This window comes from Fibrisoma limi BUZ 3 (genome assembly GCF_000296815.2).
GTDB classification, from domain to species: Bacteria; Bacteroidota; Bacteroidia; order Cytophagales; family Spirosomataceae; genus Fibrisoma; species Fibrisoma limi.
In genome coordinates this window covers 663,895-688,384 of the sequence record NZ_CAIT01000005.1, presented here as the reverse complement: position 1 = coordinate 688,384, position 24,490 = coordinate 663,895, and the positions used below count along the sequence as shown (strand labels likewise).

Annotated in this window: 18 protein-coding genes; 12 read left to right on the top strand and 6 right to left on the bottom strand. The window is 54.9% G+C overall.

Features of this window, described 5'->3' with window-relative positions; translation table 11 throughout:
- Window positions 1-152: 152 nt before the first annotated feature.
- Window positions 153-1,115 (top strand): Kelch repeat-containing protein, encoded by a 963-nt coding sequence (locus tag BN8_RS07715; protein ID WP_009281272.1) that lies wholly within the window; start codon window positions 153-155, stop codon window positions 1,113-1,115.
- An 18-nt stretch (window positions 1,116-1,133) separates the two neighbouring features.
- Complete coding sequence (map, locus tag BN8_RS07710; RefSeq protein ID WP_009281271.1) at window positions 1,134-1,898, top strand: type I methionyl aminopeptidase; 765 nt, start codon at window positions 1,134-1,136, stop codon at window positions 1,896-1,898.
- Between the two features lie 76 nt (window positions 1,899-1,974).
- On the opposite strand, the gene BN8_RS07705 is transcribed toward map, so the two are convergent.
- Window positions 1,975-4,953: a DPP IV N-terminal domain-containing protein gene (locus BN8_RS07705; protein WP_009281270.1), complete on the bottom strand. Its 2,979-nt coding sequence runs from the start codon at window positions 4,951-4,953 to the stop codon at window positions 1,975-1,977.
- Between the two features lie 737 nt (window positions 4,954-5,690).
- Here BN8_RS07705 and BN8_RS07700 point away from each other — a divergent pair.
- Entirely contained in the window at window positions 5,691-8,930 is a 3,240-nt protein-coding gene (locus tag BN8_RS07700; RefSeq protein ID WP_009281269.1) for a SusC/RagA family TonB-linked outer membrane protein, read from the top strand.
- A 47-nt stretch (window positions 8,931-8,977) separates the two neighbouring features.
- Complete coding sequence (locus tag BN8_RS07695; protein WP_009281268.1) at window positions 8,978-10,426, top strand: SusD/RagB family nutrient-binding outer membrane lipoprotein; 1,449 nt, start codon at window positions 8,978-8,980, stop codon at window positions 10,424-10,426.
- Between the two features lie 111 nt (window positions 10,427-10,537).
- On the opposite strand, the gene BN8_RS07690 is transcribed toward BN8_RS07695, so the two are convergent.
- From BN8_RS07690 to BN8_RS07670, 5 genes are all read right to left on the bottom strand, one after another.
- Entirely contained in the window at window positions 10,538-11,422 is an 885-nt protein-coding gene (locus tag BN8_RS07690) for an NAD(P)-dependent oxidoreductase (RefSeq protein WP_040005526.1), read from the bottom strand.
- Between the two features lie 106 nt (window positions 11,423-11,528).
- On the bottom strand, window positions 11,529-12,389 hold the full coding sequence (locus BN8_RS07685) for a universal stress protein (protein WP_009281266.1): 861 nt from the start codon (window positions 12,387-12,389) through the stop codon (window positions 11,529-11,531).
- A gap of 95 nt (window positions 12,390-12,484) precedes the next feature.
- On the bottom strand, window positions 12,485-13,222 hold the full coding sequence (locus BN8_RS33495) for a helix-turn-helix transcriptional regulator (protein WP_202806385.1): 738 nt from the start codon (window positions 13,220-13,222) through the stop codon (window positions 12,485-12,487).
- Between the two features lie 209 nt (window positions 13,223-13,431).
- On the bottom strand, window positions 13,432-13,977 hold the full coding sequence (locus tag BN8_RS07675) for a MarR family winged helix-turn-helix transcriptional regulator (RefSeq protein WP_009281264.1): 546 nt from the start codon (window positions 13,975-13,977) through the stop codon (window positions 13,432-13,434).
- 148 nt (window positions 13,978-14,125) lie between these two features.
- Window positions 14,126-14,917, bottom strand: coding sequence for a hypothetical protein (locus BN8_RS07670; RefSeq protein ID WP_040005525.1), 792 nt, complete (start codon window positions 14,915-14,917; stop codon window positions 14,126-14,128).
- Window positions 14,918-15,153: 236 nt separating this feature from the next.
- Between BN8_RS07670 and BN8_RS07665 the strand changes: the two genes are divergently transcribed.
- From BN8_RS07665 to BN8_RS07630, 8 genes are all read left to right on the top strand, one after another.
- On the top strand, window positions 15,154-15,792 hold the full coding sequence (locus tag BN8_RS07665; RefSeq protein ID WP_192579026.1) for a hypothetical protein: 639 nt from the start codon (window positions 15,154-15,156) through the stop codon (window positions 15,790-15,792).
- Window positions 15,793-15,816: 24 nt separating this feature from the next.
- Window positions 15,817-16,287 (top strand): hypothetical protein, encoded by a 471-nt coding sequence (locus tag BN8_RS07660; RefSeq protein ID WP_009281261.1) that lies wholly within the window; start codon window positions 15,817-15,819, stop codon window positions 16,285-16,287.
- On the top strand, window positions 16,287-16,787 hold the full coding sequence (locus tag BN8_RS07655; RefSeq protein WP_009281260.1) for a GNAT family N-acetyltransferase: 501 nt from the start codon (window positions 16,287-16,289) through the stop codon (window positions 16,785-16,787). The genes BN8_RS07660 and BN8_RS07655 overlap by 1 nt, the downstream gene beginning before the upstream one ends.
- 344 nt (window positions 16,788-17,131) lie before the next feature.
- Complete coding sequence (locus tag BN8_RS07650; protein ID WP_009281259.1) at window positions 17,132-18,460, top strand: glycosyltransferase; 1,329 nt, start codon at window positions 17,132-17,134, stop codon at window positions 18,458-18,460.
- A 38-nt stretch (window positions 18,461-18,498) separates the two neighbouring features.
- On the top strand, window positions 18,499-18,930 hold the full coding sequence (locus BN8_RS07645) for a DUF3574 domain-containing protein (protein WP_009281258.1): 432 nt from the start codon (window positions 18,499-18,501) through the stop codon (window positions 18,928-18,930).
- A gap of 251 nt (window positions 18,931-19,181) precedes the next feature.
- Entirely contained in the window at window positions 19,182-21,104 is a 1,923-nt protein-coding gene (locus BN8_RS07640) for a serine hydrolase (protein WP_009281257.1), read from the top strand.
- A gap of 96 nt (window positions 21,105-21,200) precedes the next feature.
- Window positions 21,201-22,136: a hypothetical protein gene (locus BN8_RS07635; protein ID WP_009281256.1), complete on the top strand. Its 936-nt coding sequence runs from the start codon at window positions 21,201-21,203 to the stop codon at window positions 22,134-22,136.
- A 53-nt stretch (window positions 22,137-22,189) separates the two neighbouring features.
- Window positions 22,190-24,454 carry a prolyl oligopeptidase family serine peptidase gene (locus BN8_RS07630; protein ID WP_009281255.1) on the top strand — a complete coding sequence of 755 codons (2,265 nt, stop codon included), beginning with the start codon at window positions 22,190-22,192 and terminating at the stop codon, window positions 24,452-24,454.
- Window positions 24,455-24,490: the final 36 nt, after the last annotated feature.

Below are 24,490 nucleotides of genomic sequence, written 5' to 3'. Positions count from 1 at the left end.
TATCAGTATACTACTCCATAGTTTGATACAAATAATCCGGAGGCTCGTTGGTACAGTCATTAAAATCAACAGGTTTTCTACTTTTGTGGACATCTGATTCTGATCCATAGTTTTTTATTGAGCTAAGGCTCGTTTCTCCAATTCCTCGCGCCATGAAAACCATTACTACATTTGCCATTGCCCTTGCGCTTTGCCAACCAACCCTCGCTCAGCAATGGGAAACCGTTCAGCCTGAAAATCTGCCCGTCAAGCGCCACGAGAATGCGTTTGCCCGCGTGGGTGATCAGTTTTTTCTGGTCGGGGGCCGCGGACAGAAAGCCGTTGAGGCCTATGACGTGAAAAAAAACACCTGGGAAAAACGGGCCATGGAGCCTCTGGAGATGCACCATTTTCAGGCCGTGACCCACAACGGCGAGGTGTATGTAGCGGGTGCCTTTACGGGCGGCTATCCACACGAAACACCTATTCCAGCCATCTATATCTATAATCCGAAAAAGGACGAATGGCGTAAAGGTGCCGACATTCCCGCCGACCGGCGTCGGGGCTCGGCGGGCGTTGCCGTCTATACCAATAAAATTTACCTGTTCTGCGGCATCATCGACGGTCATTACGACGGCCACGTGAGCTGGGTAGACGAATATGATCCGGCTACCAACAAATGGACCAGGCTACCCGATGCGCCCCACCCACGCGACCATTTCCAGGCGGCCGTACAGGGCGATAAAGCTTATATTGCGGGCGGGCGGTTATCGTCGGCCAAAATTGGGCAGGTGCTCAACCTCACCGTCAGCGCGGTCGATGTATACGATTTCAAGAAAAAGACGTGGATGACTCTTCCCGAAAGCGACAGCATTCCAACTCGTCGGGCGGGCAGTACGTCGATCCCGTATGGCAACAAGATTCTGGTGATTGGTGGCGAAAGTCCGCAAAAGAAAGCCCACAACCAGGTGGAAGCCTTGAACACTAAAACCCTGAAGTGGGAGAAACTACCGTCGCTGCAAATGGGTCGGCACGGTACGCAGGCCGTTGTGTACGACAACCGGGTGTACATTGCTGCCGGCTCCGAAAACCAGGGGGGCGGCCCGGAACTCAACTCAATGGAGGTGATGAAGTAATTTTATGAACGAACGATAATGTCCATTACAACCCGAGCCGAATTGATCGGCATGCAACAGGTCAGCCAGGCTGTCGGTGAAACCCTCCGCCAGATGCGGGAATATGCGCAGCCCGGCATGACGACCCGCGAACTGGATGAGTTCGGTGGTCAGATTCTCCGGCAGTATGGTGCACGGTCGGCTCCGCGACTAACCTATGGTTTTCCCGGCTGGACCTGCATCAGCCTGAACCACGAAATTGCGCATGGCATACCGTCGGACAAGACCTTGCTCAAGGAGGGTGATCTGGTTAACATCGACGTATCGGCTGAACTAGCGGGCTTTTGGGCCGACAATGGGGGGTCGTTTGTGCTGGGTCAGGACCTGAATCAGCATGGTTCGCTCGTGGACGCATCAAGGAAGATTCTGCGGAAAGCCCTCGACCAGATTCGCGGGGGCGTTCGCATTGCCGACCTTGGGCGATTCATCGAAACCGAAGCCCGCCGATCAGGCTACAAAGTGATCAAAAACCTGGTTGGACACGGCGTGGGACGGAGTCTGCACGAAGAACCTACCGAAATCCCCTGCTACTACGACCGGACCAATACCGCCCGCTTCCGTAAAAACTCGGTGGTGGCCATCGAAACCTTTATTTCGACCCGAGCCACTATGGCGTACGAGAAAGGCGACGGCTGGACCTACGTCACCAACGACGGCAGCTACGTAGCGCAGCACGAACACACGATTGTGGTTACCGACGGAAAGCCAATCATTCTGACGGAAGCCAATCAGATCTGGAACTGAAAGCTGATATTATTAGATGATAAAGCCTTTATCATCCTGTTTTTGTCATCCTGACGACAGGAAGTGAGCACATCTTCTAGGGCTTTTTCAGCAGGTCATCAATCGTATGAGTTTCGCCGTTCTTGATCACCATCTCCACGTTCCAGGCGTCGCGGATGGTGGTCAGCGGATCGCCCGCCACAATCACCAGGTCGGCCAGCTTACCGGGTTCCAGCGAACCTAAATCCTGACTGACACCCACGGCTTCGGCCGCCCAGAGCGTAGCCGACCGCAGGGCTTCGTACGGCGTCAGGCCACCATCAACGAACGACTGCAATTCCGTGTGCAGGCTCATCCCGTACGGCACAAACGGACTGTCGGTGCCGGTGGTTACGTGTGCTCCGGCCTTGATCAGCGCTTTAACGTCCTGCTGCAGATTGCCAAAATTCGTCAGGTAGCCCGGATTGATTTTAGCGAACTGAGCGGCCCCGGCCTGCAGCGTTCCTGCGTACGTTTCGGGGTAGAATGCCCGAAACTGCCGGTTGGAAAAGAAACTCGTATCCCGGTTCGCCAGGACAAAGAATCCGCCCTGCAACGAGGCCGTCGGGGTGATATTCATCTGCGACTTGGCCAGCAGCTCGATCACGTCCTGATACGTCCGGTTCATAGCCGTAATTTTAGGCGAATACCCCCGTCGGCTCGTGCCGCCAATGTGCTCAACGGCATCGACTTCGTAGCGCATGGCCGGAAAGATTTCGTGGGAGGAAACGGGCAGGCCGTGCGCATGAGCAAACTGAGTGATGTACTGCTGCCGGTCGTCAGGCATGCGGACGTAGGTTTTGATCAGGTCGAAATCCAGCCGAACGGCCCGGTTCAGCTCCAGATCAAGATGAGCCGCCGATCCGATGCTGGTGGCCAGCCCGTAATAAATCCGCGTTCCGTCGGTCAGGCCACCCGTGAAAAATTGCCGGGGCCCCCACCGTCGGCCGCTGGCCCAGGCTTCTTTGCGCTCCAGCGCATCGTACGGATCAGCCCCTGGCTCCCGCACGGACGTAATGCCGTACGACAGCCACAGTCGGCCCTGCGGCTCCCCGCACATGGCGTTCTGGTGCGTATGCATTTCGAATAGACCTGGGATAACGGTTTTATCCGACGCGTCAATCAGCCGACCGCTTCGTCCGGGTTTATGCGGCTCAATGGCCCTGATCCGGTTGCCTTCAATCAGTACGTCGACGTTGGTGCGATACGCTTTCGACCGACCGTCAAACAGCCGCCCGGCGTGTACAACCAGTTGGCCGGCCGGTTGGCGGGGCTGCCAGGTAAACCGGAGCGGAATCGTTTCGATGCGCCCGTCCGCTACGGACACCTGCTTAAGCGTATCGGTCGCCATAAAAACCAGGTGCTTACTGTCGCCCGTCCAGGTGGGAACATCGGCAAGTTCCCGGGTCAGCTGTTTCGGCGCTCCAGTGGGGTTACCCTCCGCATCGACCGGCACCGTCCACAGGACACCGTCGAGAATGTACGCCATCATCCGCCCATCGGGCGACCAGATCGGACCATTCTTGCCCCGCGTGCCCAGGGTCCGTTCCGGCACCGGCGACACGTACCGGTCGGGTTTACCTTCCAGCGATACCAACAGAATTTCGCTCACGCCTTCGCGGTAACGCGACGAATACACATCCAGCGCCGACAGGGCTATGTACCGGCCATCGGGCGACCAACTGGGCTGGCTCGGCACAAACACCGACTCGTGGCATTTTTCGACTTTGCCCGTCTTCACATCCACCGTGTGCAGCGTACCGCGCCCCCATACATTGCGGGCGTCGCCCTGGTAGAACGCAACCCGACTCCCATCGGGCGACCAACTGGGCAGGTTTACATCATCGGGCAGATCGACCACGCGGGTAAGCTGCTTCGTCTGCACATCCTGTATCCAAAGATCCATATTACCCTGCCGGTCGGAAACAAACGCCAGTTTCGAGCCGTCGGGCGACCAGACCGGCTCCGCGTCCAGGTAGGGATCGTTGGTCAGCGCGCGGGGCTGCGGGTTGCCTTTGGTCAGCAGCCAGATGTCGCCCAGGGCGGCAAAGGCAATCTGCCGCCCATCGGGCGAGACTGCCGGCCCTTTGATGCCCCGAACGGGTCGCGGACTTGTAGTAGTGAAATCGTATTGTTTGCGCTGGTAATTCCGGCGGGCAATCGCCACCGTCGCCTGGAACGGAATGGCGGTAACGCCCGTCTGCCCGACTTTCCGCTTCAGCAGTTTCCCATCTGCTGTGTACACGTATTCGTCCGCCGACAGCCAGCTTACCCGAAACGGAAATACGTCTTCGTCGGCCGGGGTCAGCATCGTCCCGTTTCCACCGTCGGCTGCAACGGCCATCAGGCCGCTTTGCCCTTTCGTCTGCGCATTGACAAAAACACGGGTTCCGTCGGGCGACCAGGCCGGTGCGGCCAGTCGCGTCGGGGTGTTCATCAGCTGGGTTTCGGTACCACGCGCATCCAGTCGGTACAGGCCCGGGGCTTCCGTCCGCTCGGAGACATAGACCAGTTGGGTGCCATCGGGCGAAAACGCCGGATTGTACTCATTTGCCGAATTTTTGGTTAGCTGCGTCAGTTGACCGCTATCGACGGCCAGTTGCCAGATGTCGTAGTTACCGCTCCGATCGGACGAAAACACGATGCGTTTGCCGTCGGGCGACCAGTGCGGCTCCCGGTCGTCATACACACCGGTCGTTAACTGTTTGCGCTGGGTCCCCTGGCGGTTCACCATCCAGATGTGGTACGTACCGTCCCAGAAGGCATGGAAAACCAGCCAGTTGCCGTCCGGCGACCAGGCCGGTTGGCGGCAATCGCCCAGGGCGTCGGTAATCGGGCGGGCCACTCCGCCCGCAACGGGCACCAGCCAGATCGTACCCTGCAAGTCGATGGCCAGGGTCCGCTTGTCGGGCGATACGGCCGCGGCCATATTGGTTCCTTCCGTCAGCGTAACGGCCAGGGAGTCGGCCGCGGCCAATGATAATTCCGCCCGAAACACCCCTACCCCCATCAGCAGAAAACAAAGAAGACGTATCATAGCGTATCGTTCAGATCAGATAGACATACAGCAGAGCCAGTACGCAGGCAGCGCGGCTGACAAACTGGTTTTATAATGAATACAGGATGGATTGGCTGCCCGGTGTGCGACACCTGGCGACTAGTAGAAGGGCGATTCAAATATAGACATACTACCGTATCTTTTCTAGCATAACTTCTGATTCAACAAAAAATTTATTTCAAGTAATCTGCATATTACGTAATAATATTTTGCATATCTGTTTTTTTATTGAATTTTATATAGATAATTATACAGTAAGCAAAATTTATTTCGAATACGCCTTGCCAAACTGAATAAGGCGTATAATTTTGAGATAGGTACCTACGACTAATCAAGTTTTTGACTACCCGAACGCTTGCTACTGGCCGCACTATTGAGTGAGCGTTTAACCAGATTCTGGTACTATCCGAGTGGCGTAACGCCAGCGCGATAGCTGTATTTCACTGAACCCTTCAGTTGTTAGTTACGGTACCATTGCTTTCGTTCATCTATAGAAGGGAATGAGCGGTTGTCAATGGTCACGGTAAATAATTAGGAGCGCTTTTGCAATCGCATACACTGACTTGGTTTAGCCAGTGGCATGCTCGTCGTCTACCATCAACTTTCATTTTCACCGTGCGTAAAACCGACCCAAAAGGCCGGGAGGGATTGGCTTGGCTTTTCCGAATGCGATTCTGTTGGTATTAATCTGGACTATTACGTCGATAACCTATCTGATGAGAAGTACACGTTTACTGATACCGCTGTTGTTGGTCTTTGTTGCGTTCGGCCAGGTGCTGGCCCAAGGGCGCGTTATCAAAGGCCGTATTACCTCTACCGAAGACGGTGCCGCCCTACCCGGCGTAAACGTTTCGATTAAAGGAACCACAATCGGCACCGTAACGAATGCCGAAGGGGCTTATTCGCTGAACGTACCGGCCGAACGGCTCAACGGAACGCTGGTGTTCTCGTTTATCGGGATGAAAACCGAAGAAGTCCCCGTCGGTACGCAGAGCACTATTTCGGTCGCTCTGAAACCAGGCGAGATGGCGCTATCCGAAGTGGTCGTTACGGCCCTGGGCTTTAAAGAGAGCGCCGACAGATTAGGCTCTACGGCCTCTAAAATTGAAGCCCGTGACATCGTACGTTCGGGCGAAACGGGCCTGATCAACGGCATGGCCGGAAAGGCCGCCGGGGTACAGATTACCCGCTCGGCCGGCGACCCCGGTGCGGGTTCCTACATCCAGATTCGCGGTCAGAACACCATTACGGGCTCCACGCAGCCGTTGGTTATCGTCGATGGCATTCCGATCAGTAACTCCACCCTAGGAGACCAGGCCGCCGGCGTCACCCAGCAATCTCGCCTGAATGATCTTAATCCCGATGACATCGCGTCCATGCAGGTCCTGAAAGGCGCTTCGGCAGCCGCCTTGTGGGGTTCGCGGGCGGCCAACGGCGTGATTGTGATTACGACGAAGAAGGGTGCCGAAGGCCGGCTGAATATCTCCCTCGGCTCGACGGTTTCGTTTGATCGTCCGAATCGGCTGCATCCCCTGCACGAAACGTACGGTCAGGGTTCGGGCGGCCGGTACGATCCGAACGGGTCGTTCACCTGGGGCGACCGCATCGCCGACCGGTCGGGAGCGGCCGACGTGGTCAAAACCGACGGGGAGTTTTTCAAAGCGTACAACGGCAATACGTATTACCCAATCCTGCAAAAGAACTCCCGGGAAACGTACCACGATGAGCGCCGGGATGCCGTATTCCGGACGGGTACGTATATCGACAACAACCTCAGTCTGAGCGGTGGGGGCGACAAGGGCACGTTTTACCTGAGCCTGAGCGACCTGCGCCAGCAGGGCATCCTGAACGGCCAGAGCGACTACAACCGGAGCACCGTCCGGTTCAATACGGAGCGCTGGTTCAGCGACATTGTGAAGGCTACCACCAACGCTACCTACGCCCGCACAACGTCCAACCGGGTGCAGCGAAGCAACAGCATCAACGGGTTGTACATCGGCATGCTCCGTACGCCCCCTGATTTTGACAGTCGCGGCTACAAAGGCGACTATTACGCGTCCCCCACGGCCAGCCCGATCCCGAACCGGCAGCGGACGTTCCGGCGTTACCTCGGCAACTCCGCCAATCCGGTTTATAACGACCCCCTCTGGGCGATTAACGAGCTGACGAACTCGACCGAAGTGGATCGGTTTATTCTGAGTTCGGAACTTCTGATCAAGCCCGTCGACTGGTTCGACCTGACGGCCCGGGGCGGTATTGACAGTTACACCGACCTGCGCATCACAAACTATCCCGTGTCGTCGGCGATCAACAACGGGCTGGGCAGTTTCGAAGAAAATATCCTGAAAGAAACGGAACTCAACGCGGACCTCATCGGCCGCTTCAACAAGAACATCACGCCCCATATCACCGGCAATCTGGTCGTCGGCTTCAACGTCAACGACCGGAAATATCTAAATCTGGGCGGCACGATGAACACGTTTATCATTCCCGATGCTCCGCCGAACTTCTCGAACTCCCTGCAGGCCAATGACCAGGCGTACACGACGACAACGCACCGGCGAACGGCCCGGCTGTATTCGACGCTCAACCTGGGTTTTTACGAGCAGTTGTTTGTGAATCTTTCCGTAGCGGGCGAAGCCGGTTCTACGTTCGGGAGTGCGTCGAAGTCGACGTTCTATTACCCATCGGCCGACGTAGCCTGGCAGTTCACGCAGTTGCCCCTGCTCAGCAACAGCCGCATTCTGACCTTCGGCAAGCTGCGGGCATCGTACGGGGTGGTAGGGGTTCAGCCCGACGCGTACCGCAACACGACTACGTTCATCAACGCATCGTTCGGGAGCTGGGGCGGTCCGGCCAGTGGGTCGGGTTACGGCAACGGGGCCTTCGTCCGGAGCAACCGGCAGGGCGATCCGAACCTGCGTCCGGAACGAAAGTCGGAATGGGAGCTGGGCACGGATTTACGCTTCCTGAATAACCGCCTGACGGCTGGTTTTACGTATTACCAGAACGAGATTGTGGATCTGCTGCTCGACGTAGCCGTGGCCGGCTCAACGGGATACACCCAGAAATACACCAACGCCGGCTCCATGACGAACAAGGGAATGGAGCTGGAACTGAACTACAACCTGTTCCGGCAGCGCGACTTTACCATGAACGTATTTGCCAACTGGAGCCGGAACGTGAACCGGGTGACGAACCTGGCTGGTACTGACATCATTACCCTGGGGGGCTTCAGCAGCACGGCCAGCACCGTAGCCAAAACCGGTTACGCCATGTCGGCGCTGTACGGTGGCGTCTACCTCCGGAATGCGGACGGTACGTTAAGTCTGAACGAAAACGGTTTCCCCCGCATTGCGCCTTCCTTTGGTGTCATTGGCGACCCGAATCCCGACTGGCGCGGTGGTTTCGGTACGAACCTTACCTACAAGGGGGTTTCGCTGAATGTGCTGTTTGAAACCTCGCAGGGGGGCGACTTTTACACCGGAACCCAGGGTGTTCTCTACCACTTCGGTACGCACCGCGACGTGGGCAACGACGTTACGCTGGCGCAGGATCTGAAAAACTATGCGGGCCGGGTTGTTCCGGCGGGCAGCACGGTGCGCGGCAACATCGGCGATTTCGGGGCCGGACCGGTGCTACTGGATGAGTCTTACTATACCTCCATCGGGGGAGGCTTCAGTACGCTCGTGGAGCAGTTTATTCGGGATGGAAGCTGGACCCGGATTCGGGAACTATCGCTCGGCTACAGCCTGCGGTCGCCCGGCTTCCGGAAGAAAACGAAGCTGCAGTCCATCGACTTCACCGTAACGGGGCGTAATCCGGTTCTCTGGACGAAAATCGTGGGGATTGATCCGGAAACGGCGCTCAACGGCGCCAGCAATTCGCGGGGGCAGGACTACTTCAACAGCCCCAATACCAGATCGCTCGTGTTCAGCATCAAGATCAACTATTAGTCCGTCGGCACTGATTGCCCGATGACAACCAACCACTTACATTAGCCATGAGACGTATCTATAAGTCACTTTATATCGCCCTGCTCAGCCTGACGTTCGGTTCCTGCGAATCCATCGTCGATAACCTGAATACCGACCCCAACAACCCCACGGATGCGCCGGCCAATCTGCTGCTCACCGGCACTCAGCTCGCCAATATGGCGGTTCAGGAAGGGATGGCCAGTCGGCTGGGCACGATCTGGAGCGGCTACCTGACGGGGGCCGACCGGCAGTGGCGCGACTATTTTCTCTACAACGTATCGGCCGGCGTATACGACACCGACTGGAACACCGTCTTCCGCGGTACTCACGCCAACGCGCTGATTGGGATCGCCAAAGCAACCGAACTGGGCAACCGAAAAATGCTCGGCATCATTAAGGTCGTGCAGGCCAACTCACTGGCGACGGCCACGGAACTGTGGGGCGATATTCCCTTTTCGGAAGCAGGCCGGATCGAAGAGTTTGCCAATCCCAAATTTGAGAGCCAGAAAGATGTGTATGCTAAGCTACTTGCTTTGCTGGACGAAGCCATCGCCGATTTCGATTCGGGCATCGGTACGGTGGGGGCCGAAGATATTCATTTCGGCGGGGAAGCTACGCGGTGGAAGCAGGTAGCCTATACGCTGAAAGCCCGGCTTCTCACGGACCTCAAGCAATACGATGCTGCGTACACGGCCGCTCAGAACGGCATCAGCGCCTACGCCAATTCACTCTATGGTCCGCACGGCACAACGACGAATATCAACGAGAACCACTTCTACTCGTTTCTCACGGCCCAGCGTACCGGCGACATCTACGCCGTTGGGGCTTATAACGTGGGGCTGCTCAATCCGGCCAGCACCGCGACGTACCGGGGCAACGTTAAAACTAACGAAACCGCCCGCTTTCGGTTTTACTACCGCGAGGCCGGCGTTAATACGCCCGGTAAAATTGAACCCAATACGGCCAGCACCGCTACTGCCAGCGGGTTTTTCGCCCGCGACGCCCGCTTTCCGATGGTGACGTACCAGGAGAACATCCTGACGCTGGCCGAAATGGCCCTACGTTCCGGAAAGGGGTTTGCCGTGGCGCTGGAAAACCTGAACAAATACCGTAGTTTCCTGAATGCAGGTGGCTATCTGAGCGCCAGCTATCAGGTGGCCGGCACGTTTAAATACGAACCCTACGTAGCGGCCGATTTTGCTGCCGGGGGCCTGGAAAATCCGGATGGGATATCGGCTGACAACGCTCTGCTGCGCGAGATTCTACAGGAGCGGTACGTTTCCTTCTATGGGCAGCATCTCGGCTGGAACGAAGAGCGCCGGACGCGCCGAGAAGCCGTTGGCGTTAAAATTCAACCCAACAGTGGTACGCAGCTACCCAACCGGTTTATTTATTCACAAAATGAATTAAACTCCAACCCCAACAGTCCAAAACCGGTACCCAGTACCTTCGATGCCATGGCGATTTATCAGTAACTGTTTCGGCGTTCGTCAGGGGTCATTGATTGTCATCCAGTTGTCATGATTAGTTCACGGTAATAATGGCAACAAACAACAATCAATGACCTCTGAAAGACAACCAAATGACTATTTCTTCAAGCCCGCATTCTCCGACACTTGCCCGGCAAAGCCTGCCCAGTCGATGTTGTTTTTACCTTTGGCTACGGTTGCCGTAAGCTGCTGAAACACGATGTTTGCGAAGGGCATCGGTACCAGCGCCTTCTCCGCTTCGTCGAGGAGCAGCCGCATGTCTTTCCGGATCAGGGCCGGTGGGGCTCCTACGGGCTGGTACACCTCATCAGCAATGAGTTTACCGTAGTTCCTGTATACCGGCGATGCAAACAGCGTAGTGCTGAAAAACTCGTAGAGGCTGGTCCGGCTGATGTTGTTCTTTTCCCCGAGCGTAAAAGCCTCGGCCATAGCTTCGATGGCACATCCCAGCAGAAAATTACCGCTCAGTTTCACCACGTTGGCCGCTCCCGGATCTTCGCCGAAATCATAGATACCCTGCCCGATCAGGTCAAGTAATGGCCGGACGTCGTCCTTTGCGGCTGTTTCTCCGGATACACAAACCCAGAGTTTAGCCGCCTGGGCTACCTCAGGCTTCCCAAAAACCGGACAGGCTACGTACCGGCTGTTTCGGTGCTGATGTTCCTGAGCAAGCTGCCGGGCTGTATCGGGTGAAATCGTACTGCATGACAGATGGACGGCTCCCTCCGACAGTCCGTTCAGGAGACCCAGTTCACCCATCGTCACTTCCTGCAGAGCCGCATCGTCGCTCACCATCGTAAACACCGCATCAGCCTCATATGCGGCTTCAGCCGGTGAACTGGCCCAGGTAGCGCCTGCCTTGATTAAAGGCTCAGCTTTGTCGCGGGTTCGGTTATAAATCGCCAGCGAATGTTCACTTTTGAGCAGATTCTGAGCCATGGCTATGCCCATCTGGCCCAACCCAATGAATCCAATGTGCATGATTTTCGTGTAAAGTTTGAGGTTCGATGTGTTTCTAAATGGCCTGCTGAGCCAACTTGACACTTTACCCATCAAACTATTTTAAATGACCTGGCGTACGTGTTTCTTATCGCTTGGCTTCGTCGTGGTATACCAGCACCGGCACCGACGTCCGATTCAGCATTCGTTCGGTAATACTGGGCTGGAGCAGTCCATCCAGAAAGCCCCGCTCCCGGGTGGTCATGATCAGCATATCAACCTCGTGGTGTGCCAGGTAATCGAGCAGGCCGTCCGTAACGCCACGGGCCTCAGCGGTTTCAATCTGAAGTTGCTCCGAACCGAATATGCGCTGAAACTGAGCCAGGTTGTACGTATCGTCGTAAACATCCGGCTGGTTGTCGGCTTTAATCTTTAGCACCCGAACCGTAGTGTTGAAGGCTTTCACCAATTCAACGACCTGTTTCAGGATACGGGTTTCCTCAAATTCGAGCTGTGTCGTATACACCACCGTTTTCACCTTAGCCGGCCGTAGCACCTCGTTTTCATGGGCCATTGTGGGTACTACCAGCACTGGGCACGGTGCCTGAAGGGCCACATCGGTTGCCGCACTGCCTACCAGCCGGTCGAAAAACGTCGTTACGTCGCTGCGCCCCGTAATGATCAGATCAGCATTCACGTCGCGGGCCACCTGAATAATTTCGTCCTCAACCGCGCCTACCCGCCATTCAGCGTCTACGTTGAGCCCATCGGCCTGAAGTTGCTGCACCAGACTGGACAGATTATCCTGACTGATCTGGAGCAGTTCGTCCGACGCGGCCGCGCCTATGCCCGGATCACCGATGGTCGGCAGGGTTGTATCGGGCACAACTGGCTGGTAAACGTGCAATACGGTTAGTTTAGCGTTGTACTGACGGGTGAACAGACGTACCCAACTTAGCGTGGGTTCAGTAGCGTTGGTGAAATCGGTTGGGAACAGGATGTTTTGCATACAGGAAGTGAATGTTTACGTAAGAGTAACAAAAAAACAGGACTACCTTCCCGTAGTCCTGCTGCAAAGTGAGTGTACAAGTATAGTGTTCTGCATCAACAGAGCGCCATTTCGGGGAAAGCAGTACTTTTAACCAGATCAACCACATTGCGGGCCTGCGTTTTGCGGAACAGATTGCTCCGGTGATTTCGCACGGTATTGATACTGATGCAGAGCCGTTCGGCAATCTCCTTGCTGCTCAATCCTTCTTTGATGAGTCGAATAATTTCAATCTCCCGGCCGGTCAACCCCTGATCCGCCGACGTCGGTACGTAACTGTTCAATTTCCGGTAGCCCAGTTCATCAACCCGGTACCAATCCAACTGAACTCGATTCACCAACCGTTCGGCCGACACGTCTTTAAACAGGGCAAAACTTTCGAACTGCCCGATGCCGTTAGCGAAGAACAGCCGCTCCTCGTGCAGGCTCAGGTACGTACCGCCCCGGCGCAGCCGGTAGTGCATTACAAAGCGGTACTGATTGATTTCAGTCGGCTCCGTTCCAAGCAGCAGTTCATCCACTTTTTGGATCACCCGCCGGTACGCATCGACATCATCGGGGTGGATGAGCGCGAATAAATCCAGAAACAGCTTCGAGTGGAGTTCGTCAGCCGGTAGCCCAAAAAAAGCGGCCCCGTTGTGGCTCAGAAAACGATAATTGTGGTGATGCAGACAGTGCGCCACTACCCAACCCGGAAAGAGTTTTTCAACCAAACTGACACTTACGACTTCCGCAGGGTCACTTATGCAGATTTGCTCCTCATTCATCATCACAACAATTGGTTTAGTTGCCACGTAGTGGCGGGTTTAGAACCAATAAATAAAGTAAGTGTACGTACATATTTATTAACACAAGTTTACTCAAAAAAAACGCATGTAAATGTTACAAACTCGAGCTTTCATGCACCCTTTTAGCAAACGGCAATTTCAACTTTCAGTCATTATATGAGTACGTACACACATAATACAAAAAAAATTTAGCGTATTGAGCACTGATTACATCCTTACTTCGGATTTCGTACCTTATCCAGAAGCATGTTCAACAAGAGCAGTTCGCCAGGTTCTAGGTGGGCGAGCAGGTTGTTAATTTCGTGCACTCGGGCCTCAACGGCAAGGAGTAGATCCAAGCCCTTCTGCGTAATGACAACGTCAACGGCACGTTTGTCGGCCAGCGAGGGACGGCATTCGATCAGTTTCTTCTTTTGCAGTTTTTCGGTAATTCGCGACACATTCGAGGACTTATCCATCATTCGCTCTTTTATAGCGTTGACGTTGACAGGATTGCCTTTCTGACCACGCAGGATCCGCAGCAGATTATGCTGGGGCCAGGTAATACCGAACGATTTGAAGAAGTCGCTGTGGGCCGTTTTGAGCCAGGTACCCGTGTAGATTAGATTAATTCCTGCTTTAGAAAGTTCATTCCGGAACGTAGCCTGCTGAATCTCATCTTCAATACGGTGGTATTCCTTTTTGTTATCTTCCATCTGCGTCTGCCCGTCCAGTGTTCGTCGGGAATGCCTCTGAGTCAAATCTTTCCCAATGATACGCATAGACGGGCAAACTTAAAATGGTGGTACTTACCGGTAGTAAGTGTTTGGAATACCCTTACAGTTCGTTTTTTCATCGCAGCCGAGCGCGTTCGTGTCGCCAATCTGTCAAATCTGACAGCATACCAACCGCATCAGGCTTCAGCACGAGTTAGTTGGATGCAGTCGGTTCGTCGTACAGAAAATCATCCATAATGACCAGATCGTACTGACTACCGTCCGCAAACCGACTCGACAGGGGAACATTCCCCGACTTGATAACAACCTTGGACACCCGATTGTCCGGAAACTTGACGCCTACGAACGAGAAGCCGTTCACGTCGTTGCGGACGGGCGCTTTGAACGTACCGAGGCTTTTGTCGCCCTCAAAAAATTCGAGGGTTGTGGAGTTGGCATTGTCGACGTCGGAGAAGATAGCACCGAAGCCTTTCACCGTCGCGGGCGTGTTGGTTCCCGGCAGGCGAAACGTTACATCGGTCTGATTACTACCCACGGCTACGAACGTCCGGGCCGGGCTGAAGGCATTGAACTGATTGCCGTAATCCGCAACTATATCCGTAAAGTCGTTGTCGCTGATGCGGAATCCGGTACCGGGGGTAGTAAAAACGGCCCCGCGTTTGCGTCCGGCTCCCACGGCCGGGTCGGTGCTGTTGAAGAAGTCGCCGGGGTACGTATCCACGTTTGTCAGGTTGGCCGGTACGCCATCCCAGTTGATCTCCCGACGGCCCGCGGTCTGGTTGAGCGTCGTGTTGAGCGGGTCGCCCAGCAAGGTCCGAAACTCGGTCAGTTTGGCCGTAATGTCGCCACTACCGCTGACCTGCGTGAAGTTAATGGTCGGCGTCGGGATTGGCGCTACCGGTTCATCTTCGTCATCGTTACAGGCGGATACTAACACCGTGCAGACTAAGCCAATTGTCCAGTTAACTACTGTGTTCACTTTCATTGTTGAATTATTTTTGGTTATCGAAGAATTTCGGTGCAAATCTCCGCTTATCCGCCCGGCCAGCCAATGGTAGTTTTGTACCATATTTTGTGGCAAACCATTGTCTTTCAGTATTTAGTACGAAAGGACTATTTACCCGATACCGGGTCACCCGGTACCTTTGTGGCCGTAATCAAGTCGAAATCGAGGTAGAGCGAAACGGGCTTATGTGTCACGAATCAATGAACAGTAAACAGATGGAACGTACCATATCAGACCCATACGTGGGGAGTCAAACGACTAGAAAAGGAATTCTTCTTATGGCTGGTGCCTTGCTGTGGTTTTTTGCCGAGCTACTATTCATCAGTCTCGGCTTATCCACCGGACCACCCGACCGCAGACCAGTTGTGGTAGAAGTTGGATCAGCAATAACCCTGATGATTCCGCAGCTGTGTTACCTGATAGGTCTACCGGCATTGTATGAGGTCGGGGCTATCAGCCGAAAATGGCCCGTTCGTTTTGCGCAGGCGGCTATTGTTGTGTATACGCTTCCGTTTCTGGCGGCCATGCTGATGAAGTCCGGCGTTTCAGGAGCGGGCAGGAATCCAGTGCTGTTCCTACTACCGCTGGGTTTGGTGCTGATTGCAATTAGCATGACGATCGTTGGCCTAGCTGTCAGGAAAACTCGCGTCTGGACCGATTGGCGGCAATACACGCCGTTCGCGGTGGGCTGGTTTCCGGTCGGCCTGATGCTGCCGCTGGCGGCTATCTACGGAAAACCAGATTACATGCTGGTCGCTGTCTGGGGGCTGACGTGGTTTTTGCTCGGCCTGGCTATCTACAAAAGCGGGCAGCGGACCAGCCGGGAGGCCATGATAGTGAGCAGTCAATCTTAGATCATACGATTCTTTCCGAAAACTATGGAGACACTAACCAGGACTACAGAGCAGCGGTCGGCGTCCACAACGCTGGCCAACGTTTTCTACGCCACGACTTTCTACAGCTACGGTACGGCCATGATGGACTACTTCCTGATCTACCCGTCGCGGGCCATCGTTGGGGAGCGAGAGTTCGTAGCCTACCACGCGTTGCTGGGCGATATGATTATACCAATCAGCGTCATTCCCTTTTTTGTGCTGACGGTGATGAACATCCTGCTGCTTCGCTTTCGCCCGAGTAGTGTTCCGAAGGGTCTGATCTGGGCCTCGCTGATCTGCCTCCTGATAGATTGGATATCGACGGCTTTCGTCCAGATTCCAATGAACCTGCAACTGAACGAAGGCAAGGACCTGCCTCTGATCCAGCGGGTGATGGAGACCAACTGGCTCCGTGTCTTCCTCGAATCGGCGCAGGCTGTGCTGGCGTTTATGATGATGCAAAAAAGTAAATAATGATAACGGACACGTTGATACAAACTGAGCGGCTCATTCTCAAGCCCATGGAGCCAACCATGCGGGAGGAATTACACCCTATTTTCACCGATTCGTCGGTTCGGCGCTACCTGATGGACAACAAAATTGTCGGGATAGACTGGGTTGACGACGTGACCGCAGCCAGTCAGCGTCAGTTTGAAGAGGGGAGTTGTGGACTGTGGGCGATCTACCAAAAACAGGAGCGCACAATCATCGGCTTTTGCGGCTACATCATGTTCGATCAACTGCAGTTAGGCTATGGTTTACTGCCCAATTATTGGGGGCAGGGCTACGCGACCGAAGCCAGCCGCGCCGTGGTTAACTATGGCTTTCGGCAGGCGGGCATGACCGAGATTATAGCGGCCGCAGACGTACCCAACACAGCGTCGTTTGGCGTGATGAAACGGCTGGGCATGACATTCTGGAAGACGGAAGGAGCCTTGGCGTATTACCGCTTACCAATGAATAACGCGAATTAATGACAGTAAAGTTGCAAATGAATATAGGTTAGGGAAGCCCACCGTACTTGTGCTTAATGTAATCAGCGGCTATCCCAACCAGGCTTTTGCGCATTGTCACATTTTCTATCCAATACCTGGTAGTCCGATCATGAAGAAATCAAAGTGCTGGCTGATACTGCATGCGCTTGCTCTGCTGACGCTAGTGGCAGCGTATAAGCAAGCAGAACCGTTGCCGAAATCATGTCTTTCATCGGTCGCCAGCGGTTTTATTCCCGACTGGCTAAGCATCATACCGGTTTGTTTATACCTCTTTTTATTGCTTGGTATGCTCCGACGCATACCATAGTTTAATCCTGATACTGATGAACACTACCCCCAAACACAAAATCCTGATTGCGACCATTCCCGCTGATGGACACTTTAACCCGCTGACCGACGTGGCTATGTATCTCAAGGAACAAGGCCACGATGTGCGCTGGTACACCGGTCGCAACTACAGCGACCAGTTAGCGGACATGGGCATACCAATGTATACGATACAGCAAAAAGTGGAAGTAACGCAGGACAACCTCAACGAAGTGTATCCTGAGCGCCTGAAACTCAGGGGTGCCGTCGCACGCATTAAGTTTGATATCCGGCATATCTTTCTTGGCCTCGTTAACACCTGCTTTGAAGACATCAGGCAGATTCAGGAAGAGTTCGATTTTGATGTACTGCTGGCCGACGCAGGCTTCGTGGCCGCTCATCTGATTCAGGAGAAGCTAAAAAAGCCGGCCATCGTCTTTGGCATTAGTCCGTTGATGGAGACATCGCGCGACTTACCCCCAAGTAGCCTGGGGCTTACCCCTAGACCTGGACTGGCAGGCCGCCTTCGCGATAGTCTGTTGCGAACGCTGATCACGAAGGTAATTTTCAACGACAGCACGAAGTATTACAACCAGATTATCGGTGCCCACGGCGTTGCCCCGATAAACGAAATCATTTTCGACACCCTGATCCGGCGCACAACCCTCTTCCTGCAAAGCGGAGTACCCGGTTTCGAATACCCACGAAGCGACATGCACCCGAACGTGCGGTTCGTCGGTCCGCTACTGCCCCGGAAGAAGACGTCGAACAAGCCATTTGCGTACGCTAAACTGGCCGGTCAGTACGAAAAAACGATCCTGATCTCGCAGGGAACGGTGGACAACAAAGAGCCTGACAAGCTGATCATTCCGACACTGGAGGCTTTCAAAGATAAACCGTATCTGCTACTGGTAGCCACGGGTGGTATGCACACCGCTTACCTGAAAACCCGCTATTCGCAGTCGAACATCATCATCGCCGATTTTATGGATTACGACGCGACTCTGCCAAACACGGACCTGTTCGTCTCCAGCGGTGGCTACGGCAGCGTTTTGCTCGGGCTCAGTTATGGCGTACCGATTCTGGGGGCGGGTAAGCACGAGGGCAAGAACGAGATCGTCGCCCGCATCGGGTACTTCAAGCTGGGCGTCAATCTGAAAACGGAGCGCCCGACTCCGCAGCAGATTGCCAGGGGGGCCGCCGAAATCTTTTCGAATCCCGTCTACAAGGAGAATGTCGCCAGGTTGCAGAATGAGTTTGCGCAGTACGATCCTAACCTGCTGACGGAACGTTACATTCGGGATGCCGTGGCTACGTTCCAGACCAATCGGCAACTTACAGTCTAATCTTACACCCAAGCGCACCTTCTAAACCAAGCTGCCTCATGATTCGCCTGCGTCTACAAATCATCAGTCGGCTACTCGTTACACTGCTGTTCGTAAGCTCCTGTACTAAAGGAAGCTTGCTGCCAGCCAGTCGGGTACGTACAGAACCGCCATCGTGGGTGCTTGACCGGCTGTATTTCGGTCGGTCCATTCCGGATGGTGGTCAGGTGTCCGAGCAATCGTGGCGATTGTTCCTGACGGACGTGGTTACGCCCCGCTTCCCGGATGGGTTAACCGTCTGGCGAGTCGAAGGGCAGTGGCGGGATACAACCGGGACTATCGTTCGGGAGCCTTCGTACCTGCTGGAACTGGCCCACCCCGACCAAGCCGATGCACAACGGAAACTTAAGGAGATCATCGCCGAATACAAACAACGGTTCCGGCAGGAGTCCGTACTTCGGATTACAGACCCGGTTGAGGTTGAGTTCTGACCAATGCACTTCGTACGTAACTAACGCCCAGCTATTTAGTAGTAAAGCACTATTTACAGCGGTGACCAATCGCGCTACCTTTGACGTAACGATTTAGCTCAGAGAGGCCCACCGCATTTATACGTATCCGCACGAAGAGCGCAACGCCCGGCTTTCTAACTCGTCACAACAACCCCGCGTTTATGACCCATTATTTACCCTCACGTGTGTGAGACACTCTTTCTCTTTTTTAACCAAAACCAATTTTCATCATGATTACTGAAGAAGTGAAGCCTGATCAGGGGCTACTGGAAGACATGGGCCTTGGTGGCCTTGCCTTGACCAAGGTAAACGAAGACGCGAGCCTGTCGGTTGCGTCCGAAGTGCTCATTAACGGCGACAAGCTATTTCACGTACAAAGTTACGACATCGGTGGGGGGCAGCGCCGGTACGATGGGATCTGGAAACCCGGCAACGATGGTCGGCCCGTCGTATATGGGTGGACGTTATCTGACTTACAGAAGAAAAACGGCGAATTATGGCAACAGGGCTTCCGGCTCTCGCACCAGTACAGCTACGACATCGGGGGTGGCCAACGGCGGTACGATGCCATCTGGATGCCCGGCAACGATGGTCGGCCGATTGTCTGGGGCTGGACGCTCGACGATCTGAAAAAGAAAAACGACGAGCTTTGGAAACAGGGCTTCCGGCTGACGCAGCAGCAGGCCTACGATATTGGCGGGGGACAATGGCGATACGACGCCATCTGGACGCCCGGCAATGATGGTCGACCCGTTGTCTGGGGCTGGACGTTGGCCGATCTGCAAAAACGTAACGGTGAGTTATGGCAACAAGGCTTCCGCATGGTTCATCAGTACAGCTACGAAATTAGCCCGGGGCAACGTCGCTACGATGCCATCTGGATGCCCGGCAACGACGGCCGGCCCATCGTCTGGGGCTGGACGCTGGCCGACTTTCAGAAAAAGCTCGGCGAATTATATGGGCAAGGCTACCGGCTGGCGCACCAGCACAGTTACGACATCGGTGGGGGGCAGCGCCGGTACGACGGCATCTGGATGCCCGCCAACGACGGCCGGGGGATTGTCTGGGGCTGGACGCTGGATGATTTTCAGGTTCGGCTGGGCGAGTTATACAACAAGCGGATTGCCATTGGTGATCAGGCGCTTTCGTTGCCTAAACTGCTGAGCGGCATCCGGCAGAAGCTGGACGGCAAATGCGTGGGCTACGGCGTTGTGATTTCGTACCGGGGTGGTGTTGAATTCCGCTACGACGCCGGGCTCGCCCGCACCGCTACCAACCCGCCCCAGCAGGATTTCTCGGTGTACCGGCGGACCAACCTCGCCAGCGTCAGCAAGACCCTTACGGCGGTTGGTGTGGTTAAACTGCTCACGGCAAAAGGGCTGAGCATCGACACTCCTATCGGGGCGTATCTGCCATCCGACTGGCACCGTGGCCCGAACGTAAACAGCATCACGTTCAAACAGTTGCTGACCCACACAAGCGGTATCCGCAACCCGAACAAGCTGGGTATGGATTACGAATCGGTGAAACGGTTAGTGGCTGAAGGAATCGGCACGGACAAGGCCTATCAGTATCAAAACCACAACTTCGCCTTGTTTCGCGTAATTATTCCTTACCTGAACGGGTTTAAGGAGCAGGGCGTGACCGACCGGGGCACTGCGCTGGCCCAATCTTATATGAATTACATGAATGCCAACGTATTCAAGCCGGCGGGCCTCAAAACCGTGACGGGGAAACCCGACGCAACCAACCCAACGCTGTTTTATCCGTTTCCGGCCGGCAAGGTTAGTGGCTGGGACTTTGGCGATGCATCGCTGGTGGTTGGCGGTGAGGGATTACACCTGTCGATGGACGAACTGAACCAGTTTGTGAGTCGACTGCTGTACACGGATACCGTCCTCAATGCGCAGCAGCGTAAGCTCATGGAAGACCATCAGTTGGGCTGGTTCCGGGGAAATGTTACCAACGGCACTCTGTTTTCGCATGGTGGCTACCTCTGGTTCCCAACCGACAACGGCGTCGCTTCCCTGAACACGTCGTACTATGCTTTCTCGATTGGTGTGGTGGTCACATTGATTCACAACTCGCCCGTATCGCCCGATCCCGGCAATTTCGTGATCGACGCTTTTAACGGAGCGTGGGGACCGCGCTAATGCCAGTAAACAAGGCTACAGCCCGCAGCGTCCTCCGGGGCGTTGCGGGTTGCGGCTAACCTTCCTCTTTTTTTATCTTCTTACTTTTTATCACGAATGAAGTACAACAAAAAACCTGTTGCGGGCTACATTTTTGCCCTATTATTTGCCGGGATGGCGATTTCCTGCTCCAAAGACAACATTGATAATTTTGTGCCGGAAGCTACCGTTCGTAAAATTTCTGATCAGAACATTCGCAGTAGGGCCGTGGCAGGGGTCGTTGGCGATACACTGACCGTAATCGATTATGGAGATGGAAGCTTTGTGGGCTTCTACGAGTTTTCGCCCGGCGAAGTGGCCATTCGGCAATCAGCGATTGCAGCCCCTAAACCCGGTCAGCAAAATGCCCGGGTAGCAGCCTCGCTGCAAATCAGCGCTAAGCTCGACCGCCTGAGTGAGCAAAACCAATCGCTGGTTGAGATCTACAAGGCCATTGCGCCAGCCCCTCAGGAAGCAACGATCAAACGATTGGCCGAAGCTCAGATCCGTCTGACAAAAGCAAAATCAGCAGATCAGTCAACCCCGATAGATCTGGGAGAATTACCACCACCTGATCGACCGGCTGACGCCAGTGCGCGGTCGGCCGCAGGGGGTTGTTCGGTTGATTACTATAACGATAACTACGGTGCCCAATGGTTCATTGACAATTACATCAACGAAAACCGGTTCCGTAAGGCCATGACCAATGAACAGTATGCCCGAATCAGAACCGTGAATGATTCGTACACGAAAGTAGCCGCGATGGCACCCGACTTTGCTACCGGCATTCGCTTTAGCGGTGAACGATTTCTGCCATGTCCGATTTTTGGAATCGGTGGTGGATGCCGATGGGAAAGTCGGTGGTCGTTCGATATTGCGCCAAGAGGAGTCGAGGTCTGGAATATCTACAGCAGTAAGGTTTACTCGTCAACAGCTGCCGGATATGATCCCTGCCGACGTGTGCATTTGGGCGTATGCAATGACACACCGGATATACAAGCCTGGAATTTTTGAAAAAGCTCATCATCAGCATCATCTCTGGTGTGTCAGCCTTTAACGACTCATTCATGTCAGCATTAATCATTCGGGCAACGGTTACCTGTGCGGCAATCGTTGCCCTGCTAACTCATACTGGCTACCCGCAAGTAGCCGGGGTCTACCCCGCCAAACCACCCGTTGCTCCCGTCCGCCCGGTCGTAGATGACTACTTCGGGACGAAGATTACGGATCCGTACCGCTGGATGGAGGACATGAAAAATCCGGAACTCCTCGGTTGGATGAAAGCCCAGGCCGACCACACTCGCTCGGTGCTTGACCAGATTCCTGGTCGGCGGGAAATATCAAAGCGACTCATGGAACTGAGTAACGCGGCACCTGCCCGCGTCAGCAGCGTCCGTCGGCTACCCGGCGAACAATATGTTTATCTGAAAACGAACGCCAACGAAAACATCGCGTCGTTGTACGTTCGACGGGGCCTGAAGGGCACGGAAGTTCGACTCGTTGATCCGCGAAAACTTACCCCAAACAACGCCCAGCCGGTATCCATCAGCTACTTTAGCCCGTCGTGGGACGGTAAATGGATCGCCGTCGGTCTGACACCCGGCGGCTCCGAGAACGACACGTACATTCGCATCTACGATGTCGCGACGGGTCGAGAAACCGGCGAAACCATTGATCGAGCGCGGTACGGGGGAATCGCGTGGCTACCCGATAACCGATCCTTCTTTTATACCCGTCTGCAACAACTCCCGGCGGATGCGCCAAAAGCGGAGTTGCAGCAGAAATCGCGAGTCTATCGGCACGTGGTCGGTACATCGGCCGACCAGGATCGGGTGGTTTTCGGTCATAGCGTTGATCCGGCCATTGAGGTCAGCCCAACATTGCTGCCCCGCCTGCATACGTTCCCCAATTCCGTTTACGTGCTGGCGACGGTCGAAACCGGCGTTGGCGGTGGACAGACGATCTACGTTGCTTCGCTGGCAAACATCGGTGTAGCTGCCGGTGAACTCGGCCCGTCACCGTGGCGCAAAATCTGTGACGCAACCGATCAGGTAACCGACGCGCAGATTTATGGCAACGACCTGTACCTTGTCACGCACAGGAACACACCCCGTTACAAAGTTATTCGCACGAACTTGAAAGGTCCGGATCTGGCAACAGCCACGGTTATAGTGCCACCGGGTGAAGCCGTGATTGGGGGTAGCTATATGGCTGGGGGAGATGCGTTACACATCGCCGAAGATGCGTTGTACGTCCAGCAACTGAATGGTGGATTAGGCCAGATACGGCGTATGCCATTCAGGAAAAGCGAAAAAGTGTCAACTGTGATGCTGCCTTTTGACGGGACGCTGACCAGTGTACAAGCTGATCCACGAGTGCCTGGTTTAGTGTTTTCGATCACCTCCTGGACAAAAGCGGCCCGACATTATGCCTGGAACCCGACCACCCGCCGAAGCAATGACCTGGGTTTGCAACCGAAGGGGCCATACGACGAACTCACCAATGCCCAAGTCCGGGAGGTAACGGTTAAAAGCGCCGATGGTACTGCCATTCCTTTATCAATCATTCACAAAAAAGGAGTCAAGCTCGACGGTACGAATCCCACCTGGCTCAATGGCTATGGTGCCTACGGCATACCGTCACTGTCGGGGAATAGTCCCATGATAACGGCCTGGGTAGAGCGGGGTGGGATCTACGCCGTCGCTCACGTGCGCGGTGGTGGCGAATACGGGGAAGAGTGGCATCAGGGCGGCTACAAAGCGACCAAACCCAACACCTGGATCGATTTCATTGCCTGCGCCGGGTACCTGATCGAGCAGCAATATACCTCACCGAGGCACCTGGGTGGGCTGGGCATCAGTGCGGGTGGTATCCTCATCGGCCGGGCCATGACCGAACGGCCTGATCTGTTCCGGGCCGTCGGCATCGCCGTGGGTCTGACCGATATGCTCCGCTACGAAACCACGGCCAACGGCGTACCGAACATTCCCGAATTCGGCAGTGTGAAAACCGAAGAGGGTTTCAAAATCCTGCACCAAATGAGCGCTTATCACCACGTGAAAGACAGCACCGACTATCCGGCCGTATTACTTCATACGGGAATAAACGACCCGCGCGCGGACCCGTGGATAATGGCCAAAATGACCGCCCGATTGCAGGCGGCATCGACAAGCGGGCGTCCAGTAATGCTACGTGTCGATTACCAGAACGGGCATGGCCCCGGCGTGACAAAACAGCAGCGAATCGAGACCTACGCGGACGCCATTGCTTATCTGTTCTGGCAACTGGGGCACGTGGAATTTCAACCACCGTGGCCGGGCTGTCAGGACTAAGCCATCTTTACCACCGTGGTCTGTGTCCTCACAGAC

Bases quoted from the DNA above. Each gene is read 5' to 3' on its own strand.
- BN8_RS07705 (WP_009281270.1), bottom strand. From the start codon at position 4,953: ATGATACGTCTTCTTTGTTTTCTGCTGATGGGGGTAGGGGTGTTTCGG.
- BN8_RS07630 (WP_009281255.1), top strand. From the start codon at position 22,190: ATGTCAGCATTAATCATTCGGGCAACGGTTACCTGTGCGGCAATCGTT.
- BN8_RS07650 (WP_009281259.1), top strand. From the start codon at position 17,132: ATGAACACTACCCCCAAACACAAAATCCTGATTGCGACCATTCCCGCT.
- BN8_RS07645 (WP_009281258.1), top strand. From the start codon at position 18,499: ATGATTCGCCTGCGTCTACAAATCATCAGTCGGCTACTCGTTACACTG.
- BN8_RS07700 (WP_009281269.1), top strand. From the start codon at position 5,691: ATGAGAAGTACACGTTTACTGATACCGCTGTTGTTGGTCTTTGTTGCG.
- BN8_RS07685 (WP_009281266.1), bottom strand. From the start codon at position 12,389: ATGCAAAACATCCTGTTCCCAACCGATTTCACCAACGCTACTGAACCC.
- BN8_RS07660 (WP_009281261.1), top strand. From the start codon at position 15,817: ATGGAGACACTAACCAGGACTACAGAGCAGCGGTCGGCGTCCACAACG.
- BN8_RS07670 (WP_040005525.1), bottom strand. From the start codon at position 14,917: ATGAAAGTGAACACAGTAGTTAACTGGACAATTGGCTTAGTCTGCACG.
- BN8_RS07695 (WP_009281268.1), top strand. From the start codon at position 8,978: ATGAGACGTATCTATAAGTCACTTTATATCGCCCTGCTCAGCCTGACG.
- BN8_RS07635 (WP_009281256.1), top strand. From the start codon at position 21,201: ATGAAGTACAACAAAAAACCTGTTGCGGGCTACATTTTTGCCCTATTA.
- BN8_RS07655 (WP_009281260.1), top strand. From the start codon at position 16,287: ATGATAACGGACACGTTGATACAAACTGAGCGGCTCATTCTCAAGCCC.
- BN8_RS07675 (WP_009281264.1), bottom strand. From the start codon at position 13,977: ATGCGTATCATTGGGAAAGATTTGACTCAGAGGCATTCCCGACGAACA.
- BN8_RS07665 (WP_192579026.1), top strand. From the start codon at position 15,154: ATGGAACGTACCATATCAGACCCATACGTGGGGAGTCAAACGACTAGA.
- BN8_RS07715 (WP_009281272.1), top strand. From the start codon at position 153: ATGAAAACCATTACTACATTTGCCATTGCCCTTGCGCTTTGCCAACCA.
- BN8_RS07640 (WP_009281257.1), top strand. From the start codon at position 19,182: ATGATTACTGAAGAAGTGAAGCCTGATCAGGGGCTACTGGAAGACATG.
- map (WP_009281271.1), top strand. From the start codon at position 1,134: ATGTCCATTACAACCCGAGCCGAATTGATCGGCATGCAACAGGTCAGC.
- BN8_RS07690 (WP_040005526.1), bottom strand. From the start codon at position 11,422: ATGCACATTGGATTCATTGGGTTGGGCCAGATGGGCATAGCCATGGCT.